This window comes from Limimaricola variabilis, from assembly GCF_034371605.1.
In the GTDB taxonomy this organism is placed as follows: Bacteria; Pseudomonadota; Alphaproteobacteria; order Rhodobacterales; family Rhodobacteraceae; genus Limimaricola; species Limimaricola variabilis.
In genome coordinates, this window is sequence record NZ_CP139691.1 from 3,127,967 (window position 1) to 3,144,842 (window position 16,876).

Genomic DNA, 16,876 nt, shown 5'->3' on the forward strand with positions numbered 1-16,876 from the left:
CCTTACGTGGGGCGGTCGCCGATCGCCTCGCGGAAGTGCCGCCGGCACAGCGAGACGTAGCGGTCGTTGCCGCCGATCTCGACCTGATCGCCCGCCATCGCCACGCGGCCCTCGGCATCCTTGCGCACCACCATCGTCGCCTTGCGCCCGCAATGGCAGATCGTGCGCACCTCGCGCATCTCGTCGGCCAGCGCCAGCAACGTCGCAGAGCCGGGGAAGAGATGGCCGAGGAAATCCACCCGCAGCCCGTAACACATCACCGGCACGCCCAGATCGTCCACCGCGCGGGCGATCTGCCAGACCTGCTCGGGTGACAGGAATTGGGCCTCGTCGACGAAGACGCAGGCGCAGGGGCTCTCGAGCCGGGTGCGGATCTTCTCGAACAGGTCGTCGCCCGCATCGAATGTATCGGCCTTCGACCCGATGCCGATCCGGCTCTTGATGAAGCCCTCGCCGGAGCGGTTGTCGAAGCGCGCGGTGAGCAGGTAGGTCTGCATCCCGCGCTCGGCATAGTTGTGCGCTGCCTGCAGCAGCACCGTCGACTTGCCGGCGTTCATGGTCGAGTAGTTGAAATAGAGCTTGGCCATGGGCCGGTCACATACAAAGGGCGGCGCGTCCTGACAACGCGCCGCCCGGCGACAAATCAGCTTTTCGGGAAGTTTCGCCGATCCGCTGTGGAGATCGTTGCTCAGATGTTGGAGGGCACGTCACCCTGCAGCTGCATCCGGCCGATCGGCCGCACGCTCGTCGCCTGCGGCCCCATGCCGTTGGGGCCGTCATCGACGATCGACAGCTCCACCGGGGTGTTCTCCTCGAGCTTCTCGAAGCCGTCCTCGGCGACGCTCGCCTTGTGGAACCAGATGTCGCGGCCATCGAGCGTTTCGATGAAGCCGTATTCGGTAAAGAGCTGACGCACCCGGCCCTGCGGCGGGCCCTCATGAGACTTCACCTCGCCCTGCACCTTCTGGGCCGCGTGTTCGAGCTGACGCTCCATCGCGTAGAAGGCGTCACGCACCGCGAGATAGGGGTCGTGCTTGTCGCCCTTACCCGGGTCGTGGCTGACCACCAGCTCCTTGCCCGGCACGCGGCATTCGACGCGCACGTGATAGCCCTTGGCGCCCGCCTGACTACGGTTGGGCACTTCGACCACGACGTGGCAGCTGGTGATGTGGTTGTGAAAACGCTCCAGCTTGGCCGCACGCTCGCGGATCCGGGCTTCGAGCCCGTCGGAGCTGTCCATGTTGTGGAAGGCGATCTCGAGGGGGGTGTCCATGCGTCTCTCCCTTCTGCTTGGTGCGGGAGAAACGCATGGACCAGTGGGCCGTTCCGGTTGACGTCAGGCCTGCAGCGACCGCACGCCAACCTCGCCCTCGGCGCGGGCCTGCATGGCCTGCGCGGCCGCCTGCGCGGCGGCGGCGGTGGTGAAGTAGGGGATCTTGGCATGCAGCGCCGCCGAGCGGATGTCGCGGCTATCCTCGATCGCCTGCGCGCCCTCGGTGGTGTTCATCACCAGCGCGACATGGCCGTCCTTGAGCCGGTCGACGATGGTGAGCCCGCCCTCGTAGAGCTTGTTCACCAGCTCCGCCTCGATCCCGTTCTCCTTGAGCCAGGCCAGCGTGCCGCGGGTGGCGAGGATGGTCAGGCCGAGGCCGATCACCGTGCGCGCCGCCTCGGCCATGGCCGGGGTCTTGTCGGCGTCGCGGATCGACAGGAAGACGCGGCCCTCGCGCGGCAGGTCGGTGCCCGCGCCCATCTGCGCCTTGAGGAAGGCCAGCGCGAAGCTGCGGTCCCAGCCCATCACCTCGCCGGTGGAGCGCATCTCCGGCCCGAGGATGGTGTCGACGCCCGGGAAGCGGGCGAAGGGCAGCACCGCCTCCTTGACCGAGAACCACGGCATGTTCGGGTCCGCCAGCGTCATCGGGTCGGCATAGGGCAGGTCGCTGTCGTAATCGACGTTCTCGTAGGCCGGACGGAACGGGAAGGCCGAGAGCTTCTCGCCTGCCATCAGCCGCGCGGCGATCGAGGCGATGGCGCTGTCGGTCGCCTTGGCGACGAAGGGCACGGTGCGCGAGGCGCGCGGGTTGACCTCGATCAGGTAGACCTCGTCATCCTTGACCGCGAACTGTACGTTCATCAGGCCGACCACGCCCAGCGCCTTGGCCAGCGCTTCGGTCTGGCGCCGGATCTCGGCCTGGATCTCCTCGCTCAGCGAATGCGGCGGCAGGCAGCAGGCGCTGTCGCCCGAATGCACGCCAGCCTCCTCGATGTGCTGCATGATGCCGGCGACGTGGACCTGTTCGCCGTCGCAGAGCGCATCGACGTCCACTTCGGTCGCGCCCGACAGGTAGCTGTCGAGCAGCACCGGGCTGTCGCCCGAGACGACGACGGCGTTGCGGATGTAGCGCTTGAGATGGTCCATGTCGCGGACGATCTCCATGGCGCGGCCGCCCAGCACGTAGGAGGGACGGATCACCAGCGGGAAGCCGATGCTGTCGGCGATGTCGATGGCCTGCTGGTCGGTCGAGGCGATGCCGTTGACCGGCTGCTTGAGGCCCAGACGGTTCACCAGGTCCTGGAACCGCTCGCGGTCCTCGGCGAGGTCGATCGCGTCGGGGGTGGTGCCGAGGATCGGGATGCCCTCGTCATGCAGCGCGTTGGCGAGCTTGAGCGGAGTCTGGCCGCCGAACTGCACGATCACGCCATGCAGCGTGCCCTTCTCCTGCTCGACCCGCAGGATCTCCATCACATGCTCGAAGGTGAGCGGCTCGAAGTAGAGCCGGTCCGAGGTGTCGTAATCGGTGGAGACGGTCTCGGGGTTGCAGTTGACCATGATGGTCTCGTAGCCGGCATCCGACAACGCAAAGCAGGCGTGGCAGCAGCAATAGTCGAACTCGATGCCCTGGCCGATCCGGTTCGGGCCGCCGCCGAGGATCACCACCTTCTTGCGATCCGAGGGGCGCGCCTCGTCCTCGACCTCGCCCATGACGGGGGATTCGTAGGTCGAGTACATGTAGGGCGTCTGGGCCTCGAACTCGGCCGCGCAGGTGTCGATCCGTTTGAACACCGCGGTGACGCCGAGATTGCGGCGGGCGCGGCGGACATTGTCCTCGTCACGCCCGGTGAGCGCGGCGAGGCGGGCATCGGTGAAGCCCATCATCTTGAGATGGCGCAGGCCTTCCTCGGTGGTGGGGAGGCCGTCCTTGCGGATCTCGTTCTCGGTCTCGACGATCTCGCGGATGCGCGCCAGGAACCACGGGTCGAACTTGGTCACGGCCTGGATCTCGTCGTTCGACAGCCCCTCGCGCATCGCCTGGGCGATGACCCGGATCCGGTCGGGGGTGGTCTTGGACAGCGCCTTGGTGATCGCCGCCTTGTCGGGTGCGCCGGCGATCTCGATCTCGTCGAAGCCGGTCAGCCCGGTCTCCATCGAGGCCAGCGCCTTCTGCATCGATTCGTGGAAGGTCCGCCCGATCGCCATGGCCTCGCCCACCGACTTCATCGCGGTGGTCAGATGCGGCTCGGAGCCGGGGAACTTCTCGAAGGCGAAGCGGGGGATCTTGGTGACGACGTAGTCGATGGTCGGCTCGAAGCTCGCCGGGGTCACCTTGGTGATGTCGTTGTCGAGCTCGTCGAGCGTGTAGCCCACGGCGAGCTTGGCCGCGATCTTAGCGATCGGGAAGCCGGTGGCCTTGGAGGCCAGCGCCGAGGAGCGCGAGACGCGCGGGTTCATCTCGATCACGACCATGCGGCCATCGGCGGGGTTCACCGCCCATTGCACGTTGGAGCCGCCGGTCTCGACGCCGATCTCGCGCAGCACGGCGATCGAGCCGTTGCGCATGTGCTGGTACTCGCGGTCGGTGAGGGTGAGCGCCGGGGCGACGGTGATCGAATCGCCGGTATGCACGCCCATCGGGTCGACGTTCTCGATCGAGCAGACGATGATGGCGTTGTCGGCGCGGTCGCGCACGACTTCCATCTCGTATTCCTTCCAGCCCAGCAGGCTCTCGTCGACGAGGATCTGGCCCACGGGCGAAGCGTCCATGCCGGTGCGGCAATAATGCTCGTACTCGGCGCGGTTATAGGCCACGCCGCCCCCGGTGCCGCCGAGGGTGAAGGCGGGGCGGATGATCGCCGGCAGGCCGATCTCCTCCAGCGCCTCGATGGCGCTGCTGACGCCGGCGTTGAGGTCGCGCTTGCCGTTGGGCAGCTTCGGCGCGGTGACGATGGTGGCCTTGGGGTTTTCCAGCCCGATCCGGTCCATCGCCTCGCGGAACAGCTTGCGGTCCTCGGCCATCTCGATGGCTTCGCGCCGCGCACCGATCATCTCGACGCCGAACTTCTCGAGCACGCCCATGTCGGCGAGGGCGAGCGAGGTGTTCAGGCCGGTCTGACCGCCCATGGTGGGCAGCAGCGCGTCGGGGCGCTCCTTCTCGATGATCTTGGCGACGACTTCTGGGGTGATCGGCTCGATATAGGTAGCGTCGGCGAGGCCGGGATCGGTCATGATCGTCGCCGGGTTGGAGTTGACCAGGATGACCCGGTAACCCTCTTCGCGCAGCGCCTTGCAGGCCTGGGCGCCGGAGTAGTCGAACTCGCAGGCCTGGCCGATGACGATCGGCCCCGCGCCGATGATCATGATCGAGTTGATATCGGTTCTCTTCGGCATGGGACCCTCGCGCTTTTGAAGGCGCCCGGGGGAGGCGGGCGCGCAAATCGTCGCGGTTATAGACATGGGCGGCCTCGACGCAAGGCCCCATGGTCCCCCGAGGGAAAGCAATCGTCCGCCCCCTGTCGCGCGCGGCCCGCGCGATGTATCGAAACGGTGCGAAAGGATGTGGAACAGCATGCGGATAGGCTTCGACAGCGGTCCCGACGGGCAGGGCGCGATCTTTTCCCGGCCGCGCCGCCTGATCGAGGCCTGGCGGCCCGAGGGGGTGGTGCCGGCGCTGCTCGCGCTCGAGGCAGTGCGGGCCGAGGGGGCGTGGCTGGCGGGATATGCCAGCTACGAGCTGGGCTACGCCTTCGAACGTCGCCTGCTGCCGCTGATGCCGGAGGGGCGTCGCCTGCCGCTGCTGCGCTTCGGCGTCTATCCCGATGGCCCAGACACGTGGACGCCCGAGCAGGGCCCCGCCACGCTGGGCCCGGTCAAGCCGCGCTGGCAGGCTGCCGACCACGCCCGGGCGCTGGAGCGGGTGCGCGGCTACATCGCGGCGGGCGACATCTACCAGGCGAACCTGACATTCCCGCTCGACGCCGAGTGTTCGGGGAGCCCCGAGGCTTTGTTCGCCGCGCTGGCGCGGGGCCAGCGGGTCGCGCATGGCGCGCTGGTCGAACAGGAGGGCGGGCCCGCGCTGATCTCGCGCTCGCCCGAGCTGTTCTTCGCCACCGACGGGGCAGGGGGAATCGAGACCCGGCCGATGAAGGGCACGCGTCCGCGCGGCGCGACCGAGGCCGAGGACGCGGCGCATCGCGCCTTCCTCGCCTCGGATGAAAAGAACCGGGCCGAGAACCTGATGATCGTCGACCTGCTCCGGAACGATCTGAGCCGGGTCGCGGTGCCGGGCTCGGTCGCCGTGCCCAAGCTGTTCGAGATCGAGACCTATGCCACGGTCCACCAGATGGTGAGCCACGTCACCGCGCGGCTGCGTCCCGGCACGGGGCTGGGGGCGATCCTCGCCGCGCTGTTTCCCTGCGGTTCGATCACCGGCGCGCCGAAGCTCAGGGCGATGGAGATCATCCGCGAACTGGAGCCCTGGCCGCGCGACGCCTATTGCGGCGCGATCGGCTGGGCGGCGCCGGATGGCCGCGCCTCGTTCAACGTCGCGATCCGGACGCTGACGGTCGAGGCGGGCCGCGCCACGCTCAACGCCGGAGGCGGCATCGTCTGGGACAGCGAGGCGGCCTCGGAATGGGACGAGGCGTTGTGGAAGACACGTTTCGCACGCCTGTTGCCCTGAACGCTGGCCGGCCGCACCATATTCCCAGACAGGCAAGGAGTCGCGATGCCGTCCGAAACCCTGCCCAAGATCATAGAGACGTTGGGCGCCCATCCAGGCGTGGGCGCGCACCGGCGCGAGGCGCATCTCGACCGGATGGCGGGAACGGCGCTGGCGCTGGGCTACCCCTTCGGCCGGGCGCGGGCGGCGGCACTGTTCGACATCGCACCGGAGGCGCCGCTGCGTTGCCGCCTCACGCTCGATCATGCGGGCGGGTTTGAGCTGACCACCGCGCCGCTGGGGCCGAACCCGCCCGAGTGGCGCGTGGCGATCCATCCCGAACGGCTCGACCCGTCGGATCCGTGGCTCTACCGCAAGACCACGCGGCGTGCGCTCTACGACGCGGCGCGGGCGGCCCTGCCGGACGGGGTGGACGAGTGGCTGTTCCTGAACGTGAGGGGGGAAGTCTGCGAGGGCACCATCACCAACCTCTTCGTCGACGGAAGGACACCTGCGCTCTCCTGCGGGCTATTGCCGGGGGTGCTGCGCGCCGAGCGGCTGGGGCAGGGCTGGCGCGAGGCGGTGCTGCGCCCCGAGGATATCGAGGGCAGGCGCTTCGAGATGGGCAACGCGCTCCGGGGGGCGATCCCGGCGAAGCTGGTCGCGACCTGACCCCCCGGCTCGCTTGACATCGAGGTCCCAACCCGGTGTATCGGCGCGACACCCGCCGAAAGGGACCAAGAATGCACGCCTACCGCACCCATACCTGCGCCGCCCTGACCCGTGACAATGTCGGCGATACCGTCCGGCTGTCGGGCTGGGTGCATCGGATCCGCGATCACGGCGGCATCCTGTTCATCGACCTGCGCGACCATTACGGTGTGACGCAGGTGCTGTGCGATCCCGACAGCGCGGCCTTCTCCGAGGTCGAGAAGCTGCGCTCGGAATGGTGCATCCGCATCGACGGCGAGGTGAAGGCGCGCGCGCCCGAGCTGGTGAACCCCAAGCTGCCGACCGGCGAGATCGAGGTCTTCGTGCGCGGCGTCGAGGTGCTCGGCGCCTCCAAGGAGCTGCCGCTGCAGGTCTTCGGCGACCAGGAATACCCCGAGGAAACCCGTCTCAAGTACCGCTATCTCGACCTGCGCCGCGAGGCGATGCAGGCGAACATGACGCTGCGCTCGGACGTGGTGCGCTCGATCCGCCAGCGGATGTGGGACCAGAACTTCCGCGAGTACCAGACGCCGATCATCACCGCCTCCTCCCCCGAGGGCGCGCGCGACTTCCTCGTGCCGTCGCGCCTGCACCCGGGCAAGTTCTACGCGCTGCCGCAGGCACCGCAGCAGTTCAAGCAGCTGCTGATGGTGTCGGGCTTCGACAAGTATTTCCAGATCGCGCCCTGCTTCCGCGACGAAGACCCGCGCGCCGACCGCTCGCCCACCGATTTCTACCAGCTCGACATGGAGATGAGCTTCGTCGAGCAGCAGGACGTGTTCGACACGATCCAGCCGGTGATGCAGGGCATCTTCGAAGAGTTCGGCGGCGGCCGGAAGGTCGACAGCGAATGGCCGCTGGTCTCCTACAAGGACGCGGCGCTGTGGTACGGCACCGACAAGCCGGACCTGCGCAACCCGATCAAGATGCAGGACGTGTCCGAGCATTTCAAAGGCTCGGGCTTCGCGATCTTCGCCAAGCTGCTGGAGCAGGACGGCACCCAGATCCGCGCCATCCCCGCGCCCAAGGGCGGCTCGCGCAAGTTCTGCGACCGGATGAACGCCTTCGCCCAGAAGGAAGGTCTTCCGGGCATGGGCTACATCTTCTGGCGCGAGGCCGAGGGCGGCATGGAAGCCGCCGGCCCGCTCGCCAAGAACATCGGGCCCGAGCGCACCGAGGCGATCCGTCAGCAACTGGGACTTGGCGTCGGTGACGCGGCCTTCTTCTTGGGCGGCAAGCCCGAGGCCTTCGAGCGCGTCGCAGGCAAGGCCCGCGTGGTGATCGGCGAGGAGTTGGGTCTGACCGAGACCGACCGCTTCGCCTTTGCCTGGATCGTCGATTTCCCGATGTACGAGAAGGACGACGAGGGCCGGATCGACTTCTCCCACAACCCGTTCTCGATGCCGCAGGGCGGCATGGAGGCGCTGCAGGGCGATCCGCTTCAAGTGCTGGGCTATCAGTACGACCTCGCCTGCAACGGCTACGAGCTGATCTCGGGCGCGATCCGGAACCACAAGCCGGAGATCATGTTCAAGGCGTTCGAGCTGGCCGGCTATGGCGAAGACGAGGTGAAGAAGCGCTTCGGCGGCATGGTCAACGCGTTCCAGTACGGCGCCCCGCCGCATGGCGGCTGCGCGGCCGGGATCGACCGGGTGGTGATGCTGCTGGCCGACGAGGCCAACATCCGCGAGGTCATCCTCTTCCCGATGAACCAGCGGGCCGAGGATCTGATGATGAACGCGCCTTCCGAGCCCAGCAACGAGCAGCTGCGCGAGCTGCGGCTGCGGGTGCTGCCGCCCGAGAGCTGAGGCATAGCCTCCGCGCGCGCGTTCAGGCCGCCTTCCGCGAGGAGGGCGGCCTTATGCATGCAGCGCCCGACTGCTTGACACGGCGGAGCCGTCTTACCTAGCGTAAGCAGAGGCGGGTCGGTCCGCGGGAGGAGTGTTTCATGAGTGATCTGGGCGAGGTGCTGGTGGTGATCCGCCACACCGTGGCCGACTACGCCACCTGGCGTCGGGGCTACGACGACTTCGAACCGCAGCGGCGCCGCCACGGCGTCACCGGGGCCGAGGTCTTCGTCGATCCCGACGACGAGACCCGGGTGACCGTGCTGCATCGCTTCGCCAGCCTGTCGGACGCGCAGGACTTCCTGTCGATGCCGGAACTCAAGGAGGCGATGGGCGCGGCGGGCGTCACCGAGGCACCCGACATCACCATCGCGTCCCGACGCTAGAACACCAGCCCGCCGAGCACGCACAGCCAGGCCAGCCCGACGGCGGTTCCTGCCACGGCAACGGCCGCCGATCCCGAATCCTTGGCCTGCTTGGCGAGCGCGCGCCGCTCCTCGCCGACATCGTCGACCACGCGCTCGATTGCGGTGTTGAGGCATTCGAAGGCCAGCACCATCACCCCGCCCATCAGCAGCATGCCGCGCTCGCCCGCCGAGATCGGCAGCACGAAGGCGAGCAGCGCCGAGACGATGTTGGCCCACATCCACTGGTGCAGGCTGCCCTCGGTGGTCCAGATGTGGCGCAGACCCTGCCAGGACCAGACCGCGCGCATCCGCAGCCGTTCGTAATGTTCGCGCATCTTCCCGTCCCGATCGTTTCACCAAAGATGGCGCGCGACGTGGGGGAAGCCAAGTCACACGACATCGGTTGGTCACAACACCGAAGATCCCCCTTTCGCCGGCGTACCGATGCGCTAGATCGACGGCCATGACACCGAAACATCAAGACTATCCCGCCTATGCCCGTTCCGAGCGGATCGCCGATGGCGTGATCCACGCCCTTGGCGTGGGCTTCGCATTGACGGGGGCGGTTCTCTTGATCGTCTTCGCGACGCTGGCGGTCGAGGCGCGGGCCGACCGGATCGTCGCTGTCGCCGTCTATGGCGGTGCGCTGATCGCCACCTTCACGGCCTCGGCCTTCTATCACATGACGCCGTGGACCGGGATGCGCCCGATACTGCGCCGGATCGACCACGCGGCGATCTATCTCAAGATCGCGGGGACCTACACGCCGCTCGTGGTGCTGATCGGCTCGGCCTTCGCCTATGGCGTGCTGGCGCTGGTTTGGACCTTGGCGCTGGGCGGCGCGGTGGCCAAGCTGTTCTTCTGGCAAAGCCCGGGGCGTCTCGGCACCGTGCTCTACCTCCTCATGGGCTGGCTCAGCCTTGCCCTAGTCTGGTCGATCGCGGCGACGCTGCCGGTGGCCTCGACCGCGCTGGTGGTGATCGGCGGGCTGCTCTACTCGGCTGGGGTGGTGTTCTTCCTGTGGGAGACGCTGAAATTCTCCAACGCGATCTGGCACGGCTTCGTGCTGGTCGCCTCGGGCTGCTTCTTCGCTGCGATCGCGCTCGGGGTGCTCGGCTGAGCACCCCGAGCGGGTCGCTCAGAGCCCGGCGACGGTGCGCCGGACGATCTCCATGCGCTGGGAGTTCGGCGGGTGGGTGCCCAGCAGTCGGTCGCCCGGATCGGGAATTCGCAGGAAGAACTGGGCGCCCTTGACCGCGTCGTAGCCCGCCCGCTGGGCGATAGTCGCGCCGAGCGCGTCGGCTTCCAGCTCGAAATCCTTGGAATAGCTGCGCGCACCGACGCCCGCGCCGATCTGCTGCGCGGTGCGTACCAGCCCCTCATTGCCGCCCGCGAGGCCGCCGGCGAGCTGTCCGAATACGGTGGCGCCGATTGTCGCGTTGCGGCTTTGCCGGTCGAGATGGCCGGCGATGTGATGCGCCGCCTCGTGGCTCAGCACGAAGGCCAGCTCGTCCGCGTTCTGCACCTCGCCCAGCAGCGCCACCGTGAAGGCCAAGAGCGGCCGTCCGCGCGCGTCGCGGGTCTGGAAGGCGTTGGCCGGCTGGCCGGGCCGGTCATCGACCACGATCCGGAAATCGCAGTCGAGGTTGGGCGCGTTGGCGCGGCAGACCTGCTCGGCCACCGGCTCGAGCCGTTCGACCACCTGCACGAAGTTGCGCGCAGCCGAGCGCGCGGCTTCGGGGTTGGAGATCGGGCCAGGCCCTTTGGAGATCGTGACCTCCGCGGGGGTCGAGCGGGGCAGGGCGGGGCCGGTGACGGTGGTGGTCCGCTGCGGACCGGTGGCGACGACCACCGGCGGGGCACATGCCGACAGCCCGAGGGCCGCGACGAGGGCGAGGGGAGAGAGGCGTGACAGCATCGAGGCGAGGTTCCGCTTGGTCGTGAAGCACTTGGGCCCGATCCTAGCTGTCGCCCCCCGGCGCGGCCAGCCCCGGCAGGGCGCCGCTCACGCGATCGGCATGCCGCCGCCGGGCGCGCTTGCGCGATGTCCCAGGCAGGCCTAGGCTGAACCCATGTTTACCATCGAGCATGATTTCGACGCCACAGTGGTCACCCTCGTCGACGAAGGTGGGGTCAACCTCCAGGAAGACGTCACCGTCTGCGCCTTCGAGGATTGCGTGACGGTAGAGCAATACGATCCCCGACGGGATGCGGTGGTGCGGATCACCCTGTCGCTGCATCAGGCGCGCGAGCTGGGCGCGGCGCTGCACCTGCCCGAAGGGATCTACCGCGCCAAGAAGGGCTGAGGCGGGCTCGCCGCCGAGCCGTTCTAACGGCTGCGCCGGACCTGCGACCCACGCCGCGCAAGAGGCCCCGTGCTTTGCCGGGGCTCCCGTTTTGACGGCGCAAGGTCAGAAATGGTTCGAGGGAGAGGGATCACTCTTCCTCGGAATGGGCGGGGACGGCCTTGCCGAACTCGCGCCAGATCTCCGCGCCGCGGCGGGCGAGAGGGGTCAGGCCATCGGCCTCGCCATTGTCCATCATCGCGAAGAGCTTGTCGCGCATCCGTGGCTCCCAAAAGCTGCGCAGATGCTCGGCCACCCGCTCGGCACGGGTGCCCTCGGCCTGGCTTTCGAAGAAGGTGGCGATCTGGTTCGCCATGTAGACGAGCTTTTCGCCGGTGGTTCTAGAGGACATGGGCGCTCCCTATGCGGGCGTGATGGGTAAAGATGCGGGTGCCGTGGCGGTTGCGGGTGACCAGCGCGATGCCCGCCGTTTCGGCCAGGGCGACGGCGGTGGCCGTGGGTTGCGAGACCGAGAGCATGACCGGCGCGCCGATCATCGCGGTCTTCTGCACCATTTCGAGCGACAGGCGCGAGGTCAGCACCACCGCGCCCGAAGCCGGATTCGTGCCGGCGGCGGCCATGGCACCCGCCAGCTTGTCGAGCGCGTTGTGTCGCCCGACATCCTCGCGGGCCAGCACGATCCCCTGGCCCGGCACGTAGAAGCCCGCTGCGTGAACGGCGCGGGTTTCGTCATGCAGCGGCTGCAGCGCCCGCAGCGCGTCGAGCGCCTCGCCGATCTCGGAGGGAGCCAAGACGAGGCCGGAGGCGGGGACGCGTGGCACCTCGCGCGCGGCCTGCGCGAGGCTGTCGATGCCACACAGCCCGCAGCCGACGGGACCGACCTGCGCGCGGCGGCGCGCGTCGAGCGCAGCCTGCTTCTCCTCGGGCAGCCAGATCCGGGCCTCGATGCCCACGGGCTGCCGGACGATCTCGACATCGCCGATCTCGCTCGCCGCGGCGAAGCCCTCGGTGATCGTGAAGCCGCGCGCGAAATCCTCGATATCGGCGGGGGTGGTCATCATCACCGCCTGGGTCGAGCCGTTGTAGACCACCGCCACGGGGGTCTCCTCGGGCAGCGACACGAGGGCGGAGGCCGCCCCCGTGTCATGGGCCGCAACCCGTTTGTAGGGATGCAGCCCCTCGCTCATTCCGCCGCCGGCAGGATGCGGCGCGATTGCTCGGCCTGCGCGTCGTAGTCCTGCTGCCACTCGGAGGGCCCGTTCGACGGGCTCACCTGCACCGCCGTCACCTTGTATTCCGGGCAGTTGGTCGCCCAGTCCGAGAAGTCGGTGGTGATGACGTTGGCCTGCGTCGTCGGGTGGTGGAAGGTGGTGTAGACCACGCCGGGGCTGACCCGGTCGGTGATCAGCGCCCGCAGGCTGGTCTCGCCCGAACGCGAGGCGAGGCGGACATAGTCGCCATCGCGCACGCCACGGGTCTCGGCGTCGTGCGGGTGGATCTCCAGCACGTCCTCTTCATGCCAGCGCGAGTTCTCGGTGCGGCGCGTCTGCGCGCCCACGTTGTACTGCGACAGGATCCGTCCGGTGGTGAGCAGCAGCGGGAAGCGCGGGCCGGTCTTCTCGTCGGTCGCCACGTATTCGGTGCGGATGAACCGCCCGCGACCGCGCACGAAGCCGTCGATATGCATGAGCGGCGTGCCCTCGGGCGAAGCGTCGTTGCAGGGCCACTGCACCGAGCCCTTCTCCTCCAGCAGTTCGTAGCTGACATTGGCGAAGCTCGGCGTCGTCGTCGCGATCTCGGCCATGATCTGCGCGGGGTGGGTATAAGTCCACCCGCCGCCCATCGCGTTCGCCAGCAACTGCGTGACCTCCCAGTCGGCATAGCCGTTCTTCGGGGCCATGACCTTGCGCACGCGGTTGATGCGGCGCTCGGCGTTGGTAAAGGTGCCATCCTTCTCGAGGAAGGTCGAGCCGGGCAGAAAGACATGCGCGTAGTTCGCGGTCTCGTTCAGGAACAGGTCCTGCACGATCACGCATTCCATCGCCGCCAGGCCCGCCGCCACGTGCTTGGTGTCGGGGTCGGACTGCAGGATGTCCTCGCCTTGGCAGTAGAGGCCCTTGAAGGTGCCGTCGACGGCGGCATCCAGCATGTTGGGGATGCGCAGGCCCGGCTCGCTGTCGAGCTTGACGTTCCACAGGCTTTCGAACACCTCGCGGACCTCCGAGCCCGAGACGTGCCGGTAGCCCGGAAGCTCGTGCGGGAAGCTCCCCATGTCGCAGGAGCCCTGCACGTTGTTCTGGCCGCGGAGCGGGTTCACGCCGACGCCGCGACGACCGATATTGCCGGTCAGCATGGCGAGGTTGGCGATGCCGATGACGGTGGTCGAACCTTGGCTGTGCTCGGTCACGCCGAGACCGTAATAGATCGCGCCGTTGCCCCCCGTCGCATAGAGACGGGCAGCCTTGCGCAGCTCCTCGGCCGGGACGCCGGTCAGCATCTCGACCGCCTCTGGCGCGTGGCGATCCTCTGCCACGAACTCGACGTAGTCCTGGAATTCCTCCCAGTCGCAGCGGGTGCGGATGAACTCCTCGTCGTAGAGGCCTTCGGTCACGATCACATGCGCCATGGCGGTAACGATCGCGACGTTGGTACCCGGTCGCAGCGCGAGGTGATGCGCGGCTTCGACATGCGGCGACTTGACGAGGTCGATCCGGCGCGGGTCGACGACGATCAGCTTCGCGCCCTCGCGCAGCCGTTTCTTGAGACGGCTGGCAAAGACCGGATGGCCGTCGGTCGGGTTGGCGCCGATCACCATGACGATATCGGTATCCTCGACCGAGTCGAAGTCCTGCGTGCCTGCCGAGGTGCCATAGGTCTGGCCGAGGCCGTAGCCGGTGGGCGAATGGCAGACGCGGGCACAGGTATCGGTATTATTGTTGCCGAAGACGGCGCGGGCCATCTTCTGGACGAGGTAGGTCTCCTCGTTGGTGCAGCGCGACGAGGTGATCACGCCGATCGACTTCTTGCCGTACTGCTCCTGAATGCCGCGCATCTTCGAAGCGGCAAAGCCGATGGCCTCGTCCCAGGACACCTCTTTCCAGGGCTGGTCGATGCTGTCGCGGATCATCGGGTTGAGGATGCGATCCTTGTGCGCGGCATAGCCATAGGCGAAGCGGCCCTTGACGCAGCTATGACCGCGGTTGGCCTTGCCGTGCTTGTAGGGGGTCATGCGCACAAGCTCGTCGCCGCGCATCTCGGCCTTGAACGAACAGCCGACGCCGCAATAGGCGCAGGTGGTGACGACGGCGCGGTCGGGCGTGCCGATCTCGATCACCGACTTCTCCTGCAGCGTCGCGGTCGGGCAGGCCTGCACGCAGGCGCCGCAGGACACGCAGTCCGAGGTCATGAAGTCGTCGAGCTTGGTGCCTGCCGAAACCCGGCTGTCGAAGCCACGGCCCTCGATGGTCAGCGCGAAGGTGCCCTGAACCTCCTCGCAGGCCCGCACGCAGCGCGAGCAGACGATGCATTTGGAGGGGTCGTAGGTGAAGTAGGGGTTGCTGTCATCCTTGGGGATGAACTGCGGGTTGTTGATGCCCACCGGCTGGCGCAGCCGCGCCTCTGCCTGGGAGCGCGCACCGGTGCCCGAGGGATCGTAGTGGTTGTCGCCGGGGGTGTAGCGCACGTCGCGCAGGCCCACGGCCCCCGCCATGTCCTGAAGCTCGCAATCGCCGTTGGCGCCGCAGGTCAGGCAGTCGAGCGGGTGGTCGGAGATGTAGAGCTCCATCACCCCCTTGCGGAGCTTCTTGATCTTGGAGGTCTGGGTGTGGACCACCATGCCCTCGGCCACCGGGGTGGTGCAGGAGGCGGGGGTGCCGCGACGGCCCTCGATCTCGACCACGCAAAGCCGGCAGGAGCCGAAGGCGGCCATGTTGTCCGAGGCGCAGAGCTTCGGCACCTCGATGCCGAGCTCGGCCGAGGCGCGCATCACGCTCGTGCCCTCGGGCACCGTCACCTCGAAGCCGTCGATACTCAACGTCACCATGCTGGTGGAGGTCGAGGCGGGCGTGCCCATGTCGCGGTCGTCGTGCAGCCCAGTGCCGCCCGGTCCGTCGAAGGGGATCAGAAAGTCCTTCATTCCGCAGCCTCCTTGGCGTTGGCATGGAAATCGTCGGGAAAATGCGTGAGCGCCGACATCACGGGGTAGGGGGTGAAGCCCCCGAGCGCGCAGAGCGAGCCGTCCTTCATGGTATCACAAAGATCCGTCAGCAGCGGGATCGCCGAGGCGTCGCCGCGCGCGATCCGGTCGACCGTCTCGACGCCGCGCACCGCGCCGATCCGGCAGGGCGTGCACTTGCCGCAGCTTTCGACCGCGCAGAACTCCATGGCAAAGCGCGCCATGCCGAGCATGTCGGCGGTGTCGTCGAACACCACCACGCCCGCATGGCCGATCAGGCCGCCCTGGCCGTCGAACTCCTCGTAGCCGAAGGGCGTGTCGAACTTGGAGCGGGGGAAATAGGCACCCAGCGGACCGCCGACCTGCACCGCCTTGACCGGGCGGCCCGTTGCCGTGCCGCCGCCGATCTCGTCGACCAGCGCGCCCAAGCTCGTGCCGAAGGCGGTCTCGAACAGGCCGCCGAACTTCACGTTGCCCGCGATCTGAATCGGGATGGTGCCGCGCGAGCGTCCCAGACCGAAGTCGCGGTAATGCGCCGCGCCCTTCTCGAAGATCACCGGCACGGTGCCGAGCGAGATGATGTTGTTGACCACGGTCGGCTTGCCGAGGAAGCCCTCGATCGCCGGGAGGGGCGGCTTGGCACGCACGACGCCGCGCTTGCCCTCGAGGCTGTTGAGGAGCGAGGTCTCCTCGCCGCAGACATAGGCGCCCGCGCCGACGCGGACTTCCATGTCATAGGCGAAGTCGGAGCCGAGCACCGACGCGCCGAGCACGCCGCGCGCGCGGGCGATGCGGATCGCCTCGTTCATGGTGTGGATCGCCTCGGGATATTCCGAGCGCAGGTAGATGTAACCCTTGGTCGCGCCGACGCAGATGCCTGCGATCGCCATGCCCTCGATCAGGCTGAAAGGGTCGCCCTCCATCAGCATGCGGTCGGCGAAGGTGCCGGAATCGCCCTCGTCGGCATTGGCGACGATGTATTTCTGCGAGGCGGGGGCAAGCCGTACCGTGTCCCACTTGATGCCGGTCGGGAAACCGGCGCCGCCGCGACCGCGCAGGCCCGATTCCTTCATCTCGTCGATCATCTCGGCACCGGTCATGCCGAGCGCCCGGCGCAGACCCTCGAGGCCGCCATGCGCCTCGTAGGCGTCGAGCGAGAGCGGATCGATGACGCCGACGCGGGCAAAGGTGAGGCGGGTCTGCCGCTTCATCCAGTCGATCTCCTCGGTCGGACCGAGGGCCAACGCATGCTTGCCCCAATCGGCGTCGAACAGTGCCTCAACGTCATGCGGCGTCACCGGGCCGAAGGCATGGCGGACGCCGTCCTTCTCAACCTCGACCATCGGCTCCAGCCAGAGCATCCCGCGCGAGCCGTTGCGGATGAGCTCGACCTCGATCTCGCGGATCTTCGCTTCGGCGAGAACCGCCTCAGCCACCTTTTCGGCATCGACCGCGAGCGCGGCGGCGTCGCGGGGGACGTAGATCTTCAGCTTGC

Annotated in this window: 15 protein-coding genes; 6 read left to right on the top strand and 9 right to left on the bottom strand. The window is 68.0% G+C overall.

The annotated features are described in order from the left end of the window. Positions 1–2: 2 nt before the first annotated feature. The 3 genes from T8T21_RS15575 to carB form a co-directional block, all read right to left on the bottom strand. Complete coding sequence (locus T8T21_RS15575) at positions 3–587, bottom strand: thymidine kinase (protein WP_322336262.1); 585 nt, start codon at positions 585–587, stop codon at positions 3–5. Positions 588–688: 101 nt separating this feature from the next. Continuing rightward, positions 689–1,273: an HPF/RaiA family ribosome-associated protein gene (locus tag T8T21_RS15580; RefSeq protein ID WP_183470891.1), complete on the bottom strand. Its 585-nt coding sequence runs from the start codon at positions 1,271–1,273 to the stop codon at positions 689–691. A 63-nt stretch (positions 1,274–1,336) separates the two neighbouring features. After that, complete coding sequence (carB, locus tag T8T21_RS15585; protein ID WP_183470889.1) at positions 1,337–4,666, bottom strand: carbamoyl-phosphate synthase large subunit; 3,330 nt, start codon at positions 4,664–4,666, stop codon at positions 1,337–1,339. 178 nt (positions 4,667–4,844) lie between these two features. Between carB and T8T21_RS15590 the strand changes: the two genes are divergently transcribed. The 4 genes from T8T21_RS15590 (at position 4,845) to T8T21_RS15605 (ending at position 8,880) form a co-directional block, all read left to right on the top strand. Beyond that, on the top strand, positions 4,845–5,957 hold the full coding sequence (locus T8T21_RS15590; protein ID WP_322337506.1) for an aminodeoxychorismate synthase component I: 1,113 nt from the start codon (positions 4,845–4,847) through the stop codon (positions 5,955–5,957). 45 nt (positions 5,958–6,002) lie between these two features. Next, the gene (locus T8T21_RS15595; protein ID WP_322336263.1) at positions 6,003–6,608 is read left to right on the top strand and encodes an aminotransferase class IV; all 606 of its coding nucleotides are present in this window, start codon (positions 6,003–6,005) and stop codon (positions 6,606–6,608) included. 71 nt (positions 6,609–6,679) lie between these two features. Continuing rightward, positions 6,680–8,455, top strand: coding sequence for an aspartate--tRNA ligase (aspS, locus tag T8T21_RS15600; protein ID WP_322336264.1), 1,776 nt, complete (start codon positions 6,680–6,682; stop codon positions 8,453–8,455). A gap of 140 nt (positions 8,456–8,595) precedes the next feature. Next, complete coding sequence (locus T8T21_RS15605; RefSeq protein ID WP_183470883.1) at positions 8,596–8,880, top strand: cyclase; 285 nt, start codon at positions 8,596–8,598, stop codon at positions 8,878–8,880. Here the strand turns inward: T8T21_RS15605 and T8T21_RS15610 are convergent. Then, on the bottom strand, positions 8,877–9,236 hold the full coding sequence (locus tag T8T21_RS15610; protein ID WP_183470881.1) for a diacylglycerol kinase: 360 nt from the start codon (positions 9,234–9,236) through the stop codon (positions 8,877–8,879). The genes T8T21_RS15605 and T8T21_RS15610 overlap by 4 nt on opposite strands. A gap of 128 nt (positions 9,237–9,364) precedes the next feature. Between T8T21_RS15610 and trhA the strand changes: the two genes are divergently transcribed. Beyond that, positions 9,365–10,021 carry a PAQR family membrane homeostasis protein TrhA gene (trhA, locus tag T8T21_RS15615; protein WP_322336265.1) on the top strand — a complete coding sequence of 219 codons (657 nt, stop codon included), beginning with the start codon at positions 9,365–9,367 and terminating at the stop codon, positions 10,019–10,021. 18 nt (positions 10,022–10,039) lie between these two features. On the opposite strand, the gene T8T21_RS15620 is transcribed toward trhA, so the two are convergent. Next, positions 10,040–10,819, bottom strand: coding sequence for a M48 family metallopeptidase (locus tag T8T21_RS15620; protein ID WP_322336266.1), 780 nt, complete (start codon positions 10,817–10,819; stop codon positions 10,040–10,042). A gap of 154 nt (positions 10,820–10,973) precedes the next feature. On the opposite strand from T8T21_RS15620, the gene T8T21_RS15625 reads away from it, so the two are divergent. Next, positions 10,974–11,207 carry a hypothetical protein gene (locus T8T21_RS15625; RefSeq protein WP_183470877.1) on the top strand — a complete coding sequence of 78 codons (234 nt, stop codon included), beginning with the start codon at positions 10,974–10,976 and terminating at the stop codon, positions 11,205–11,207. A gap of 130 nt (positions 11,208–11,337) precedes the next feature. Here T8T21_RS15625 and T8T21_RS15630 read toward each other — a convergent pair whose 3' ends face one another. Genes T8T21_RS15630 through T8T21_RS15645 form a run of 4 tightly spaced genes read right to left on the bottom strand, consistent with a single transcriptional unit; the run spans position 11,338 to position 16,871 of the window. Next, positions 11,338–11,598 carry a formate dehydrogenase subunit delta gene (locus T8T21_RS15630; protein WP_322336267.1) on the bottom strand — a complete coding sequence of 87 codons (261 nt, stop codon included), beginning with the start codon at positions 11,596–11,598 and terminating at the stop codon, positions 11,338–11,340. Next, positions 11,588–12,394 carry a formate dehydrogenase accessory sulfurtransferase FdhD gene (gene fdhD / locus T8T21_RS15635; protein WP_322336268.1) on the bottom strand — a complete coding sequence of 269 codons (807 nt, stop codon included), beginning with the start codon at positions 12,392–12,394 and terminating at the stop codon, positions 11,588–11,590. The genes T8T21_RS15630 and fdhD overlap by 11 nt, the downstream gene beginning before the upstream one ends. Further along, positions 12,391–15,342: a formate dehydrogenase subunit alpha gene (gene fdhF, locus T8T21_RS15640; protein WP_322336269.1), complete on the bottom strand. Its 2,952-nt coding sequence runs from the start codon at positions 15,340–15,342 to the stop codon at positions 12,391–12,393. The genes fdhD and fdhF overlap by 4 nt, the downstream gene beginning before the upstream one ends. After that, positions 15,339–16,871 carry a formate dehydrogenase beta subunit gene (locus T8T21_RS15645; RefSeq protein WP_322337507.1) on the bottom strand — a complete coding sequence of 511 codons (1,533 nt, stop codon included), beginning with the start codon at positions 16,869–16,871 and terminating at the stop codon, positions 15,339–15,341. The genes fdhF and T8T21_RS15645 overlap by 4 nt, the downstream gene beginning before the upstream one ends. Positions 16,872–16,876: the final 5 nt, after the last annotated feature.

What these genes read in the sequence shown, in the direction of transcription:
- T8T21_RS15575 (WP_322336262.1), bottom strand. Translation starts at nt 587, where the DNA reads ATGGCCAAGCTCTATTTCAACTACTCGACCATGAACGCCGGCAAGTCG.
- T8T21_RS15580 (WP_183470891.1), bottom strand. Translation starts at nt 1,273, where the DNA reads ATGGACACCCCCCTCGAGATCGCCTTCCACAACATGGACAGCTCCGAC.
- carB (WP_183470889.1), bottom strand. Translation starts at nt 4,666, where the DNA reads ATGCCGAAGAGAACCGATATCAACTCGATCATGATCATCGGCGCGGGG.
- T8T21_RS15590 (WP_322337506.1), top strand. Translation starts at nt 4,845, where the DNA reads ATGCGGATAGGCTTCGACAGCGGTCCCGACGGGCAGGGCGCGATCTTT.
- T8T21_RS15595 (WP_322336263.1), top strand. Translation starts at nt 6,003, where the DNA reads ATGCCGTCCGAAACCCTGCCCAAGATCATAGAGACGTTGGGCGCCCAT.
- aspS (WP_322336264.1), top strand. Translation starts at nt 6,680, where the DNA reads ATGCACGCCTACCGCACCCATACCTGCGCCGCCCTGACCCGTGACAAT.
- T8T21_RS15605 (WP_183470883.1), top strand. Translation starts at nt 8,596, where the DNA reads ATGAGTGATCTGGGCGAGGTGCTGGTGGTGATCCGCCACACCGTGGCC.
- T8T21_RS15610 (WP_183470881.1), bottom strand. Translation starts at nt 9,236, where the DNA reads ATGCGCGAACATTACGAACGGCTGCGGATGCGCGCGGTCTGGTCCTGG.
- trhA (WP_322336265.1), top strand. Translation starts at nt 9,365, where the DNA reads ATGACACCGAAACATCAAGACTATCCCGCCTATGCCCGTTCCGAGCGG.
- T8T21_RS15620 (WP_322336266.1), bottom strand. Translation starts at nt 10,819, where the DNA reads ATGCTGTCACGCCTCTCTCCCCTCGCCCTCGTCGCGGCCCTCGGGCTG.
- T8T21_RS15625 (WP_183470877.1), top strand. Translation starts at nt 10,974, where the DNA reads ATGTTTACCATCGAGCATGATTTCGACGCCACAGTGGTCACCCTCGTC.
- T8T21_RS15630 (WP_322336267.1), bottom strand. Translation starts at nt 11,598, where the DNA reads ATGTCCTCTAGAACCACCGGCGAAAAGCTCGTCTACATGGCGAACCAG.
- fdhD (WP_322336268.1), bottom strand. Translation starts at nt 12,394, where the DNA reads ATGAGCGAGGGGCTGCATCCCTACAAACGGGTTGCGGCCCATGACACG.
- fdhF (WP_322336269.1), bottom strand. Translation starts at nt 15,342, where the DNA reads ATGAAGGACTTTCTGATCCCCTTCGACGGACCGGGCGGCACTGGGCTG.